We start from the raw sequence: 13,843 nt of genomic DNA on the forward strand, positions 1-13,843 counted from the left end.
CATCGGCCAGAGCGGTTGGCTTACATGGCCTTGAGGTTCACCGCTTTCACCGCCGCTTCCTTGCGTTCGCTGTAGCGATCGGTGAGGTAGCCGGAGATATCGCGCGTCAAAAGCGTGAACTTGACCAGCTCCTCGCAGACGTCGACGACACGCTCGTAATAGGACGAGGGTTTCATCCGGCCGTTGCCGTCGAATTCCTGCCAGGCCTTGGCGACGGAAGACTGGTTGGGGATGGTTATCATGCGCATCCAGCGGCCGAGCAGGCGCATGGCATTGACCGCATTGAAGGACTGCGAGCCGCCGGAGACCTGCATGACAGCGAGCGTCTTGCCCTGGGTCGGGCGGATGGCGCCGATCGACAAGGGGATCCAGTCGATCTGCGCCTTCATGATACCGGTCAGCGTGCCGTGACGCTCGGGGCTCACCCAGACCTGGCCTTCGGACCACTCAGAAAGGTCGCGCAATTCCTGCACCTTGGGATGGCTCACCGGCGCATCGTCGGGCAGGGGGAGGCCGGACGGGTCAAAGACCTTCACCTCGGCGCCGAAATGTTCGAGCAGGCGCTTGGCTTCCATGGCGAGCAGGCGGCTGAAAGAGACTTGCCGCAGGGAACCATAGAGGATCAGGATGCGCGGCTTGTGCGTCGAGAAGGGGCGGCGCAGCGCCTCCAGATCCGGCAGGCGCAGGTGATCCAGATCGGCAGCGGGGAGGTCTATCTTCGCGTCAGACAATGCGCTTGCCCTCCGCATCGAGCACGGCTTCGCCGTCTTCCTTGACGAAGGCGCTGGTGAAGGCGTCCGGGGCCAAGATGTCGAGCACCACTTCGGACGGGCGGCAGAGGCGGGTGCCCATGTCGGTGACGACGAGCGGACGGTTGATCAGGATCGGCGTCGCGATCATGGCGTCGAGCAGCTGATCGTCCGAGAGCGCAGGATCGGCGAGGCCGAGTTCTTCGTAGGGTGTGCCCTTTTCGCGGATCGCCTGACGCACGGAGAGGCCGGCGTCGGCGATCATCTTGGCCAGTGCTTCCTTGCTCGGCGGGGTCTTCAGGTATTCGATGACCGTGGGTTCGATGCCGGCATGGCGGATAAGCTCCAGCGTGTTGCGCGAGGTGCCGCAGGTCGGGTTGTGATAGATGGTGACGGTCATGGACGTTCCGTTGCTTCGGGTATGATCGGGGGGATTTGATTGCGGCTCTCGGCGAAGAGCCATGAGGCGAGAGCGGCAGCGATCAGCGCGCCGGCCACCTGGGCGAGGATGAAGCCGGTCAGATCGATCGGGCGGATACCGGCAAAGGTGTTGGTCAGGCTGCGGGCGATGGCCACCGCCGGATTGGCGAAGGACGTCGAGGCGGTGAACCAGTAGGCGGCCGTAATGTAGAGGCCGACCAGCAAGGGGATGGCGTCTGCCTTGAACCGCAACCCGCCGAGGATGGTGAGGAGCAGGCCTAAGGTTGCCACCGCCTCCGCCGTCCATTGCGCCGATCCCGTGCGAACTGTCTCCGAGACCTGGAAGATCGGTAGCTCGAACATCGCATGGGCGACAAGCGTGCCGGCAATGCCGCCAAGGATCTGGGCGAGCATGTAAGGCAGAACGGCTGCCCTCTCCAGCTCCTTGCGCAGGGCGAAGACCATAGTCACGACCGGGTTGAAATGAGCGCCGGAGATCGGCCCTAGGATTGTGACCAGCACGAAGAGGATCGCGCCGGTCGGGATGGTGTTGCCGAGCAGGGAGACGGCAACATCGTCCGAAAGGTGATCCGCCATGATGCCAGAACCGACGACGGTTGCGACAAGGATTGCGGTGCCGAGCGCCTCGGCAGTCAGGCGGCGGGGGAGGTCGGTCATTGAGATAGTCCCGGTTGTGTCTTCGGGCTGCAGCAGGCGAGATCGTCGATCAGCGGCTGGCAGAGGCTGGCATTGCCGCCGCAGCAATCCTTGAGCAGGTAAAGGGCGACGGCGCGGAAGCGATCGAGATCGGCGCGGTAGAGGATCGAGCGGCTCTGGCGCTCGCCGGTGACCAGCCCGGCTTGCGACAGCGTCGAAAGATGCGCCGACATGGTGTTCTGCGGCACACCGATCAGGCGGGCGAGCTCGCCGGCAGGCACGCCCTCGGGTTCATGCGCCACCAGCAGCCGAAAGGTCTGCAGGCGGGTTGGTTGGGCCAAAGCGGCGAGCGCCGCGATCGTCGATTTTTCATCCATATATCCAGATTAGTGGATATTATGAGGCAGTCAATCGCCGCTGCTGCCGGTTACAAAGAAAAACCCCGGAGCCGAGGACGCCGGGGGGTGAGATTGTTCTCAGAGGGCTGTGGGTAGATCACGTAATAACCGTCGGCACATCCATCCCGGTATAGCGCTTGATCTCCGCCACCTCTTCCGCTGCCGCGATGAGGTCGGCGAGCGCTTCCTGCGTCTCGATCCCATGGCGGCTGGCGTCGGGCTCATAACGCTCGACATAAAGACGCAGCGTCGCGCCGGAGGTGCCGGTGCCGGAGAGGCGGAAGACGATGCGGCTGCCGCCTTCGAAAAGGATGCGGATGCCCTGGTTCTTTGAGACGGAGTGGTCGATCGGGTCGTGATAGGCGAAGTCGTCGGCAGCGGTCACGGTGAGGCCGTTGATCTTGCTGCCGGGCAGGCTGTCGAGCTTGGCCCGGAGGGCTGTGACGAGGGCGTTGGCATTGTCCGTGTCGACGGCTTCGTAGTCGTGGCGGGAATAGTAGTTGCGGCCGTACTCGGCCCAGTGGCTTTCCACGATCTCTTTCACGCTCTGCTTGCGGGCAGCGACGATGTTGAGCCAGAAAAGCACCGCCCAGAGGCCGTCCTTTTCTCGCACATGGTCCGAGCCGGTGCCGAAACTTTCTTCGCCGCAGACGGTGACCTTACCGGCGTCCATCAGGTTGCCGAAGAATTTCCAGCCGGTCGGTGTCTCAAACATGCCGATGCCGAGCTTTTCGGCAACGCGATCGGCGGCGGCACTTGTCGGCATCGACCGGGCGATGCCGGCGATGCCGTTTTTGTAGCCGGGGGCGCAGGTGGCGTTGGCGGCAATCATGGCGAGGCTGTCGGAGGGGGTAACGAACATGCCCTTGCCGACGACCATGTTGCGGTCGCCGTCGCCGTCGGATGCCGCACCGAAGTCCGGACCATCAGCGCTCATGACGTCGTCATAGAGTTCTTTGGCATGGACGAGGTTCGGGTCCGGGTGGTGGTGGCCGAAGTCGGGCAGGGGGATTTCGTTGCGGACGGAACCGGCGGGCGCGCCGAGGCGCTTTTCGAGGATCTCGACGGCATAGGGGCCGGTGACGGCGCTCATACTATCGATCACGACGCGGAAGCCGCCTGCGATCAGCGCACGGATGGCGGGGAAATCGAAGAGGGTTTCCATCAGGTCGGCATAGTCGGTGACGGGGTCAATGACCTCGACGGTCATACCGGCGAGATCGAAACTGCCTGTTGTATCAAGGTCGATGTCGGCGACGTCGGCAATCTTGTAACTGTCGATGTTACGGGTGCGGTCGAAGATCGCATCGGTGATCTTTTCCGGGGCCGGTCCGCCATTGCCGATATTGTATTTGATGCCGAAATCTTCGGTCGGACCGCCGGGATTGTGGCTGGCCGAGAGCACGATGCCGCCGAAGGCCTTGTATTTGCGGATGACATGCGAGGCGGCCGGCGTCGAGAGAATGCCGCCCTTGCCGACCATCACCTTGCCGAAGCCATTGGCGGCGGCCATTTTCAGCGCCTTCTGGATGACTTCGCGATTGTAAAAGCGGCCGTCGCCGCCGATCACCAGCGTCTGGCCTTCGAAGCCTTCGAGGCTGTCGAAGATCGCCTGGATGAAGTTTTCGGCGTAGTTCTCCTGCTGGAAGACCGGAACCTTCTTGCGCAGTCCCGAGGTGCCGGGCTTCTGGTCGGCATAGGGCTTGGTGGAGACGGTCGAGATCATCGATTACTGGCCTTTCGAGACGAGGCGTTGATAGAGTTCGGCATAGGTCGCGGCGCTCCTGATCCAGGAGACGTCGGACTTCATGCCCTGCTTCTGCATCTGCGACCAGAGACCCTGGTCACTGTAGAGGCGCAAAGTGCGGTGGATCGCGCGGCGCAGCGCGTCGGTGGTCACAGGTGCGAACTGAACACCCGTTGCGACACCGGCGGCGAGAGCCGCTTCATTGGCGTCGATGATGGTGTCGGCGAGGCCGCCGGTGCGGGCGACGAGCGGAATGCAGCCATACCGCAGCGCGTAGAGCTGGGTAAGGCCGCAGGGCTCGAAGCGCGAGGGCACGAGAATGACGTCGGAGCCGGCCTGCATGAGATGCGAGAGTTTTTCGTCATAGCCCAGCACCATGCCGACGCGGCCGCGATTGTGGGCGGCGGCATGCTGGAGGGCGGCTTCGATCTCGCTGTCGCCCGAGCCGAGGATGGCGAGCTTGCCGCCATGCGCCACGATGTCGTCGATCACGGCGGGCAGCAGGTCGAGGCCCTTTTGCCAGGTGAGGCGGGAGACGACGCAGAAGATCGGCCCGTCATCGCTGTCGAGGCCAAAGCGCTCCAAGAGCGCCGCGCGGTTTCCGCCGCGTTTCTTCAGGTTTGCCGCAGAATAGCCCGCCGGCAGCAGCGCATCGGCGGCCGGGTTCCAGACATCGGCGTCGATGCCGTTGACGATGCCGTAGAGATCGTCGGCGCGGCTTGCGATCAGTCCCTCCAGGCCCATGCCGAATTCCGGCGTCAGGATCTCTTCCGCATAGGACGGGCTGACGGTGGAGACGGCGTGGGCCGTGATGATGCCGCTCTTCAGGTAGCTCAGCGTGCCGTAATATTCGAGCGCTTCGTAGAAGGCATGGCCGGGCAGTTCGAGATAGGGAAAGAGCGAGCCGGCGAACTGGCCCTGGAAGGCGATGTTGTGAATGGTGATGAGGCTCGGGACCTCGGGCGTTTCGGCATAACGCATGTAGACCGGAACGAGCGCACTCTGCCAGTCATGCACATGGACGAGGTCAGGCCTGAAATCCGGCAGAATGCCGGCGGCAATCTCCGCGCCGGCCTTGGACAGCACGGCAAACCGTTTCCAGTTGTCGGGATAGTCGCGACCATGGGTGTCGAGATAGGGGCCGCCCGAGCGCTCGTAGAGCTGCGGGCAGTCGAGGATGAGTAGATCCAGCCCCTCATGACGGACCGAAAGCAGGGTCGCGTGTTCATCAAGCAGGTTCTCGAATTCGTGGACCTTCTTCGGTGCCTTGACTGCCTTCATGACCGCCGGGTAGCCGGGGATGAGGGTTTTCGTTTCCACCCCATGGGCGGAAAGCGCCAAGGGCAGGGCGCCGGCCACGTCGGCCAAGCCCCCTGTCTTGATCAGCGGGTAGAGTTCGGAGGCAACCGAAAGGACCTTCATTTCCGTGTCTAACCCAGTTTGTCGAGCATCGCCTGGGTGATCAGGCAAATGCCATTCTCACTGCGGCGGAAACGCTTGGCGTCCATTTCCGGATCTTCCCCGACGATGAGGCCTTCGGGGATCACCACGCCGTGGTCGATGACGACATTGGTCAGGCGTGCATGCCGCCCGATCTGCACCTTTGGCAGGACAACGGCGCCCTCAAGGCGGGAATAGGAATTGGCCCGCACGCCGGTGAACAGCAGGCTCTTGTAAAGCGACGAGCCGGAGATGATGCAGTCGCCGGAGACGAGCGAGGAGATCGCCGAGCCGCGACGGCCTTCGTCGTCGTGAACGAACTTGGCGGGCGGGGTGATCTCGGAATAGGTCCAGATCGGCCAGCTCTTGTCGTAGAGATCAAGCTCCGGGACGATGTCGGTCAGGTCGATATTGGCCTGCCAATAGGCATCGATCGTGCCGACGTCGCGCCAGTAGGGTTCGCGCTCGAAGTCCGAGCGGACGCAGGACTGGGCGAAGCGGTGGGCGACGGCCTTGCCGCTCTTGACCACGTAAGGGATGATGTCCTTGCCGAAGTCGCGGCTGGAATCGGGATCGGCGGCGTCGCGGCGCAGCAGTTCCATCAGGAACTTGGTGTGGAAGACGTAGATGCCCATCGAGGCCAGCGCCAGATCCGGGTTGCCCGGAATGCCCGGCGGATCGGCGGGCTTTTCGACGAAATCGATGATCCGGTCGGTTCCATCGACATGCATGACGCCGAAGCCGGTCGCTTCCATGCGCGGCACTTCCAGGCAGCCGATGGTCACATCGGCGCCGGAGGTGACGTGCTGCTGGAGCATCTGCTCGTAGTCCATCTTGTAGATGTGGTCGCCGGCGAGGATGACCATGTATTCCGGCGCATAGGATTCGATGATGTCGGCGTTCTGGTAGACGGCGTCGGCCGTGCCTTCATACCACTGGGTTTCGGAGACGCGCTGGGAGGCGGGCAGGATGTCGAAGCTCTCGTTACGCTCGGGACGGAAGAAGTTCCAGCCGAGCTGCAGGTGACGGATCAGCGAGTGGGCCTTGTACTGGGTGGCGACGCCGATGCGGCGGATGCCGGAGTTGAGCGCATTCGACAGGGCGAAATCGATGATGCGGGCCTTGCCGCCGAAATAGACGGCCGGTTTGGCGCGGCGGTCCGTCAGTTCCTTGAGGCGGCTTCCGCGACCACCGGCCAGCACATAGGCCATGGCATCGCGCGACAGGCTTTTTGTTCGCTTTTCCGTCATTGTTATCCTCCCCTTAGTGTTCCAGTTCCAGCATGATCACGGCCAGAGGCGGCAGGGTAAGCCCCGCCTTTGCCCAATCGCTTCCCGTGGCATGCGCCTCCACGCGACCACCATTGCCCTTGCCACTGCCGCCATAGATCTCGGCATCGGTGTTCAGTATCTCACGCCAACGGCCAGCGACTGGCAAGCTCAATTCGTAGCGCTCGTGATAGGTCGGGGTGAGGTTGCAGATGACCGCGATCGGCTTTTCTCCGGGCGCCTTGCGCAGCCAGGCAAAGACCGAATTGTCCTGGTCGTCGCCGACGATCCATTCAAAGCCTTCACCCTCGCAATCGCGGGCATGCAGTGCCGGCTTCGAGCGATAGGTGGAGTTGAGATCGCGGATCAGGCGGCGCATGCCTTCGTGCGGGGCATAGGCGAGGAGGTTCCAGTCCAAGGACCGCTCCTCGGACCATTCGCCCCACTGCGCAAATTCCTGGCCCATGAAGAGCAGCTTCTTGCCGGGATGGCCCCACATCAGGCCGTAATAGGCGCGAAGATTGGCGAATTTCTGCCAGTCGTCGCCGGGCATCTTGGCCAGCATCGAGCCCTTGCCGTGCACGACCTCGTCATGGGAGATCGGCAGGACGAAGTTTTCCGAGAAGGCATAGAGCAGACCGAAGGTCAGTTCGCTGTGGTGATGCTTGCGGTAAATCGGGTCGCGGGCGAAATAGCTCAGCGTGTCGTGCATGAAGCCCATGTTCCACTTGAAGCCGAAGCCGAGGCCACCTTCATGCACGGGCTGGGAGACCTTGGGCCAGGAGGTGCTCTCCTCGGCAATGGTCATGATGCCGGGATGGCTGCCATAGACATGGTGGTTCATCTGCTGGAGGAAACGCACGGCCTCCAGGTTCTCGCGGCCGCCATACTCGTTCGGGATCCACTCGCCTTCCTTGCGGGAATAATCGAGGTAGAGCATGGAGGCGACAGCGTCGACGCGCAGGCCGTCGAGGTGGAATTTCTCGGCCCAGTAAAGCGCGTTGTTGATCAGGTAGGACAGGACTTCGAGGCGGCCGAAATTGTAGATCGCCGTGTTCCAGTCCGGGTGAAAACCCTGGCGCGGGTCGGCATGTTCGTAAAGTGCTGTGCCATCGAAATGACGAAGGCCGTGCGCGTCGGTCGGGAAATGGGCCGGGACCCAGTCGAGGATGACACCCAGACCCACCTTGTGGCAACCGTTGACGAAGCGGGCAAAACCCTCCGGCTCGCCGAAACGGGCAGTCGGGGCATAGAGGCCGGTCGTCTGGTAACCCCAGGACGGATCATAGGGGTGTTCGGCGATCGGCATGAACTCGATATGGGTGAAACCCATGTCGACGCAGTAGGGGATCAGCCGTTCGGCCATCTCGTCCCAGGACAGCATCGAGCCATCATCGCGGCGCTGCCAGGAACCGGCATGCACCTCGTAGATCGAGACTGGCTGGCGACGCTGGTCGATGCTCGCCCAGTGCTTCCGGTGTGCCTCGTCTTCCCAGACCTGTTCCAGTTCGCCCGTGGTGACCGAGGCATTCTTCGGCCGCAGTTCGGCACGGCGCGCGTAAGGGTCGGCCTTCAGCGGCAGAAGCTCGCCATGCGGGCCGACGATCTCGAACTTGTAGGTCGCGCCTGATCGCACATCGGGCGCGAAGATTTCCCAGATGCCGGTGTCGCGGCGCAGACGCATCACGTGGCGCCGCCCGTCCCAGTCGTTAAAGTCGCCGACGACGGAGACCCGACGGGCGTTGGGTGCCCAGACGGCGAAATGGAAGCCGTCGACGCCCTGATGCCTGACCGGATGGGCGCCCATCTTGTCGAAGAGCCGCAGATGCGAGCCTTCGCGGATGAAGTAGTCATCCATGGGGCCGAGGATCGGCCAGAAGCTGTAGGGATCCGTCACCATCCACTCATCGTCGCCACGGGTGGCGCGGTAGCGGATGGGCTGAAGGCTCGTCGCCTTGACGAGGCCGGAAAAGAAGCCCGCATCATGCCGGCGGGTCAGTTCGCCGATCGCCTCACCCGAAAGGGTGTGGGCCGTGACCGTCTCGGCGCCGGGTATAAAGCAGCGTGCGACGAAGCCGCCGTCATGCTGCTGCAAACCGAGAAAGGCGAAGGGGTCGCCATGCGTGCCATTGATGATGGCCTCAATTTCGGCCGCCGACGGTGTATCCGGCTTGGGGTCGACACCGTTCTTCTTCGGCGATTTTGCCATCAGGCTCTCCAGATGTCCGCATTGTACTGGCGAATGGTGCGGTCCGAGGAGAACCAGCCCATGCGTGCGGTGTTGCGGATTGTCTTGGAATACCAACCCGACTTGCCGTTCCAGATCTCGTCGACCTGACGCTGCGCCTGGGCATAGGCGTCGAAATCGGCGGCAACCATGAACCAGTCGTGCTGATAAATGCCCTGCATGAGGCCGGCATACCGTTCGCGGTCATCAGGCGAGAAGACGCCGGAGGAGATGGAGGACAGGGCCTGCTGCAACTCGCGCGAGGCGTCGATGGCGGTGCGGGGATTGTGTCCTTCCGCGCGCACCCGTCCGACCTCGTCCGCGGTCATTCCGAATATCACGATGTTTTCCTCCTCGACATGGTCGCGCATTTCGACATTGGCGCCATCGAGTGTTCCGATGGTCAATGCACCGTTCAACGCGAACTTCATGTTCCCGGTTCCGGATGCTTCCATGCCGGCGGTGGAAATCTGCTCGGAGAGGTCGGCAGCGGGTACCATGACTTCGGCAAGCGAGACGTTGTAGTTCGGCACGAAGACGACCTTCAGAAGGCCGCGCACCGAGGGGTCGTTGTTGATGACGCGGGCGACGTCGTTCGCCAGTTTGATGATCAGCTTGGCGTTGTGATAGCTCGGCGCTGCCTTGCCGGCGAAGAGTTTGACGCGTGGCACCCAGTCGCGCTCGGGATGCGAGCGGATTTGGTCGAACAGGGCTACGGTCTCGATGATGTTCAAGAGCTGGCGCTTGTATTCGTGGATGCGCTTGATCTGGATGTCGAACATGGCGTCCGGATCGAGCCGGATGCCCATGCGGCCGGCAACCAGGCTTGCGAGCCGTACCTTGTTGGCGCGCTTGACGGCGGCAAACTTCTGCTGGAACGAGGCGTCATCGGCAAAGGCGTCGAGCGCCTTCAGCTTGTCGGCATCGTCGAGGAACTCGGCGCCGATCGCTTCCTTGATCAGGTTCGTCAGATCCGGGTTGCACTGCATCAGCCAGCGGCGGGGCGTAATGCCGTTCGTCTTATTGTTGATGCGGGTCGGATAGAGCTTGTGGAGATCGGCAAAGACCGTCTCCTTCATCAGTTCGGTGTGCAGGGCCGAGACGCCGTTGATCGAGTGGGAGCCGATGAAGGCGAGGTTGCCCATGCGCACGCGCCGATCGCCGCTTTCGTCGATCAACGAGATGTGGCGGATTTCCTGGTCGTTGAAGCCGCGGTTCTTGCGGGCGTCGAGCAGGATCTTGGCGTTGATCGCATAGACCAGCTGCATGTGGCGCGGCAACAGGCGTTCGAAGAGCGGCACCGGCCAGCTTTCCAGCGCTTCGGGCAGGAGCGTGTGGTTGGTGTAGGAGAAGGTCTTGGAGGAAATCTCCCAGGCCTCGTCGAAGTTCACGCCGTGCACGTCAACAAGGAGGCGCATCAGTTCGGCGACCGAGACGGCCGGATGGGTGTCGTTGAGCTGGATCGCGACCTTTTCCGGCAGCTGCGCCAGCGTGTTGCCCTGCTGCAGGTGGCGGCGGACGATGTCCTGCAGGGAGGCCGAACAGAAGAAGAATTCCTGGCGCAGGCGCAGCTCCTGGCCGGCCGGTGTGGCGTCGGCCGGATAGAGGACGCGGGTCAGGGACTCGGCCTTGTTGCTTTCGCGCAGCGCACCAATGTGGTCGCCGGCATTGAAGGCGTCGAGCAGGATCGGGTCGATCGGCTGGGCCGACCAGAGGCGCAGCGTGTTGACGCGCTCGCCACGCCAGCCGACGGCCGGCGTATCATAGGCGGTGGCAATCACCCGTTCGCCCTGCTTCCAGACGTAACGCAGTTCGCCATCCGGGGCGTCGATCGTCTCGACCGTGCCGCCGAAGCCGATTTCGTAGGAGCTTTCGCGGCGTTCAAATTCCCAGGGGTTGCCGTGGGCTAGCCAGCTTTCCGGCAGCTCGACCTGCCAGCCCTCCGCCATCTGCTGGCGGAAGAGGCCGTGCACATAGCGGATGCCGTAACCGTAAGCCGGGATGTTGACGGTCGCCATCGATTCCATGAAGCAGGCAGCGAGCCGGCCAAGGCCGCCATTGCCGAGGGCTGCATCCGGTTCAAGACCGGCGATCACGTCGAACTCGACCGAGAGTGACTGCAGAGCGTCTCGAATATCGTCCATCAGGCCGAGGTTCGACATGGCGTCGCGCAGGAGGCGGCCGATCAGGAATTCCAGCGACAGGTAATACACCCGCTTGCCGTTGTTCATGTAGGTGCCGCGGGTCGATTCCATCCAGGTGTCAATGATCCGGTCACGGACCACGAGGATGGTGGCGGTCAGCCAGTCATGCGGGGTTGCAACCTTGGCATCCTTGCCGATGCTGTAGGTCAGCTTGTCCATGATTTCGGCGGCAAGGGCGGCCGGGTCAGATGCACCGCGCTTGGGAAGGGGAAGGTCGGCTTTGTGGGGGGTCTTGATCATCGGTCCGCCTGGCGTTGCTCGGTTCGCAGGGCACCGCCAAGTCCGCTCTCGGCGGTCACCCCCTTCGCCGCCAGTTTACGCATCGATATGATACACATGCAACAGGCCCGTGAGTGGCCGCGCGAAATTGTTCGCGAATATCAGGTTTGTTGCAAATACCTGATTTTTCAGAGGGTTGTTTGTCTGGTCATCGACATGGAAAGGCCGCGACCCGGTGGGGCGCGGCCAATGCCAGCGAATTCTCCGAAAACGCTTTGGGACCGTGTCAGTTGGTCAGGCGGGTCGACGCCTGGACGGCCTTGTCACCGATCTCCTTGAAGGCTGCAACGAGCTCCGCGGCGTTCTGTGCGTCATAATAATTGGACGTGCTGGAGGCGCAGTATTTCAAGAGGGACTGGCCCTTGCTCGGGGCCATGAAGGCCACGGTGAAAATCTGGACGCCGGCCTTCTTGGCGGTGTCGCAGGTGGCCTTGGTCTTGGTGTCGGCGCTGGAGTAGTTATTGTCACCGTCGGTCATGAAGATGATGAACTTGCTTGGAACCTGGCCGTTCTTGTTCTTGTGAGCAGTGTCCTCCGACGAAGCCGAGACGTCACTATAGGCTCGCGCCATGGCGCCGGACGAATCGGTGCCACCGGTCGCAGTCAGTGCCTGGACATAGGTCAGCGCGGTGGCGCTACCCCACTGCAGAGTCGTCGGGTTCTGCATAGAAGCGTTATAGGATACGGCTGCGGTTCGGACGTATTTGCTCAACGGATCTGCCTTGGTCAGCTGTGTGGTCAGGCTGCCGACGGCGAGCTTCAAGGAGTCGATCTTCGAATAGTAGTTCGTAGCCTGCCGGGTGCAGGTCTTCGAGATCCAATGGTCATCGTGATAGTAGCCACAGTCATAATTGACAGTCTTGAGCGGCTTGGCACCATTGACGGTGCTCGTGTCCTCCGCCATCGAGCCGGAGCGATCGAGCACCAGGAACATCGACAGAGCATTCTTGCTTTCCGTGGTGCTCTGCGCGCTTGCGGTCACCTTGAGGGTCACGGATTTCCAGCCCAGGAGGGCGGTCATGCCGTTGGTCTCCATTGTATATGAGCCAGCAAGTTCGACATCGAATGTCTTGCCGCTGGTTGACGTCTGGCGCTCAACACTGGCAGTAGCGGCCTTGTCGATATCGACCGGGGCGGCGGCACCGTCTTCGGTCGAGCTGTCGTTGCGCGGGACGATGTTGTAGAACTGCGCGGCCATGAACTGCTTGGCGAGTGCGATGGCTTCTTCGTCGGAGACGTTTTTGACGGCCAGCGCGTTTGCTGCGGCCAGGGCCGCGGAATCGGCGGAGTCCTGCAGCAGTGTCTTGATCTGGACCATGCGATTGTAATCGATGGCAACACCTGCTCCGGCGGCGACGACAGGCATGAGAATAGCTGTCATCATTCCGAAGTTGCCGGAACGGCAGGCGGCGAGCCGCGCGAAGATCGAAGATTTCTGTGTCTTGGTCCTAGTCATCATGTCCATCCAAACGCAGGTCCACCCAAACGCAGGCTATGGACGATTTATAGGGGCGGACCCGTTCCATTCGATTTAAAGAAGACGGTAAAATTCGAGCAAATGTGCTGAATTACGGCTTCACGGGGACGACATCGACGGATTGATCGGTCTTGTGGCTGCCATAACTCTTTAAAACCCCGATCACGGGAGCAACGTCGGAATAGTCGCGACCGTAGCCGACGACGATATGGTCGGTGCCGGCCGAGATGTTGTTGGTCGGATCGAGTTCGATCCAGCCGGTCAGCTTGCCGCACCAGACACGGACCCAGGCATGCATGGCGTCTGCCCCCTCCAGCCGCTCCTTGCCTGGCGGCGGGATGGTGCGCAGAAAGCCGCTGACGTAACCGGCGGGGATGCCGAGGCTGCGGAGTGCCACGATCATCACATGGGAGAAATCCTGGCAAACGCCACGCTTCTTGGTGAAGGCTTCGCCGGGCGTCGAATCCACCGTCGTCGCCTCAGGGTCGTATTTGAAATCCTTGAAGATGGAGGCGCAGAGCTGCTCGGCAATCTGGCGCACCGTCATGCTCGGCTTCAGGTCCTTGCGGGCATAGGCCGCAATCTCGCGGTCTCGGGGCAGCCGTGGGCTGACGCCGAGGAAATGGTGCGGCGAGGCGGCATCCAGCGTCCAGGTTTCGGCGAGTTCCTGCGGCATCCGGTCAAGGATCGGCGAGAAGTCGGCCGGGACCGGCACCGGCTGGACCATGACACGGGCCTGCATGCGGATGTCGAGCGTCTCGTGAGGCGCGCGCAGGATCGCATGGCGGGTCGGATGGTGGAAGAAATCTTCAAAGGTGGCGATCTCGTCCGGCTCCGGCGTGACCGTTACGGCGCCGGCGACCAGCCGCTGGCGATCGGGCAGGGACAAGGGCAACAGGCGCAGCATGTGATGGGCGCCTGAGGCGGGGACCTCGTATTTGTAACCGATGTGGAGCGAGAGATCGTACAGCATCGGC

Annotated in this window: 11 protein-coding genes; all 11 read right to left on the reverse strand. The window is 62.3% G+C overall.

Annotated features, from left to right (window positions below):
* Positions 1–20: 20 nt before the first annotated feature.
* Positions 21–749 carry an arsenical resistance protein ArsH gene (gene arsH, locus DFO46_RS02375; protein WP_120276208.1) on the reverse strand — a complete coding sequence of 243 codons (729 nt, stop codon included), beginning with the start codon at positions 747–749 and terminating at the stop codon, positions 21–23.
* Positions 724–1,149 (reverse strand): arsenate reductase (glutaredoxin), encoded by a 426-nt coding sequence (gene arsC / locus DFO46_RS02380; protein WP_120276209.1) that lies wholly within the window; start codon positions 1,147–1,149, stop codon positions 724–726. Before arsC ends, arsH begins: the two co-directional genes overlap by 26 nt.
* Entirely contained in the window at positions 1,146–1,847 is a 702-nt protein-coding gene (locus DFO46_RS02385; RefSeq protein WP_120276210.1) for an MIP/aquaporin family protein, read from the reverse strand. Before DFO46_RS02385 ends, arsC begins: the two co-directional genes overlap by 4 nt.
* Positions 1,844–2,203: a metalloregulator ArsR/SmtB family transcription factor gene (locus tag DFO46_RS02390; RefSeq protein WP_120276211.1), complete on the reverse strand. Its 360-nt coding sequence runs from the start codon at positions 2,201–2,203 to the stop codon at positions 1,844–1,846. Before DFO46_RS02390 ends, DFO46_RS02385 begins: the two co-directional genes overlap by 4 nt.
* A 118-nt stretch (positions 2,204–2,321) precedes the next feature.
* Positions 2,322–3,950 carry an alpha-D-glucose phosphate-specific phosphoglucomutase gene (locus tag DFO46_RS02395; RefSeq protein WP_120276212.1) on the reverse strand — a complete coding sequence of 543 codons (1,629 nt, stop codon included), beginning with the start codon at positions 3,948–3,950 and terminating at the stop codon, positions 2,322–2,324.
* A gap of 3 nt (positions 3,951–3,953) precedes the next feature.
* Positions 3,954–5,393 carry a glycogen synthase GlgA gene (glgA, locus tag DFO46_RS02400; RefSeq protein ID WP_120276213.1) on the reverse strand — a complete coding sequence of 480 codons (1,440 nt, stop codon included), beginning with the start codon at positions 5,391–5,393 and terminating at the stop codon, positions 3,954–3,956.
* 8 nt (positions 5,394–5,401) lie between these two features.
* Positions 5,402–6,661 (reverse strand): glucose-1-phosphate adenylyltransferase, encoded by a 1,260-nt coding sequence (gene glgC / locus DFO46_RS02405; protein ID WP_110791610.1) that lies wholly within the window; start codon positions 6,659–6,661, stop codon positions 5,402–5,404.
* Between the two features lie 13 nt (positions 6,662–6,674).
* The gene (gene glgB / locus DFO46_RS02410; RefSeq protein ID WP_120276214.1) at positions 6,675–8,888 is read right to left on the reverse strand and encodes a 1,4-alpha-glucan branching protein GlgB; all 2,214 of its coding nucleotides are present in this window, start codon (positions 8,886–8,888) and stop codon (positions 6,675–6,677) included.
* Positions 8,888–11,350 carry a glycogen/starch/alpha-glucan phosphorylase gene (locus DFO46_RS02415; protein ID WP_120276215.1) on the reverse strand — a complete coding sequence of 821 codons (2,463 nt, stop codon included), beginning with the start codon at positions 11,348–11,350 and terminating at the stop codon, positions 8,888–8,890. Before DFO46_RS02415 ends, glgB begins: the two co-directional genes overlap by 1 nt.
* Before the next feature lie 265 nt (positions 11,351–11,615).
* Positions 11,616–12,845, reverse strand: coding sequence for a pilus assembly protein (locus DFO46_RS02420; RefSeq protein WP_120278111.1), 1,230 nt, complete (start codon positions 12,843–12,845; stop codon positions 11,616–11,618).
* 112 nt (positions 12,846–12,957) lie between these two features.
* Positions 12,958–13,839 (reverse strand): transglutaminase family protein, encoded by an 882-nt coding sequence (locus DFO46_RS02425; protein WP_110791614.1) that lies wholly within the window; start codon positions 13,837–13,839, stop codon positions 12,958–12,960.
* Positions 13,840–13,843 lie beyond the last annotated feature (4 nt).

The organism is Rhizobium sp. AG855, assembly GCF_003610655.1.
Taxonomy (GTDB): Bacteria; Pseudomonadota; Alphaproteobacteria; order Rhizobiales; family Rhizobiaceae; genus Allorhizobium; species Allorhizobium wuzhouense.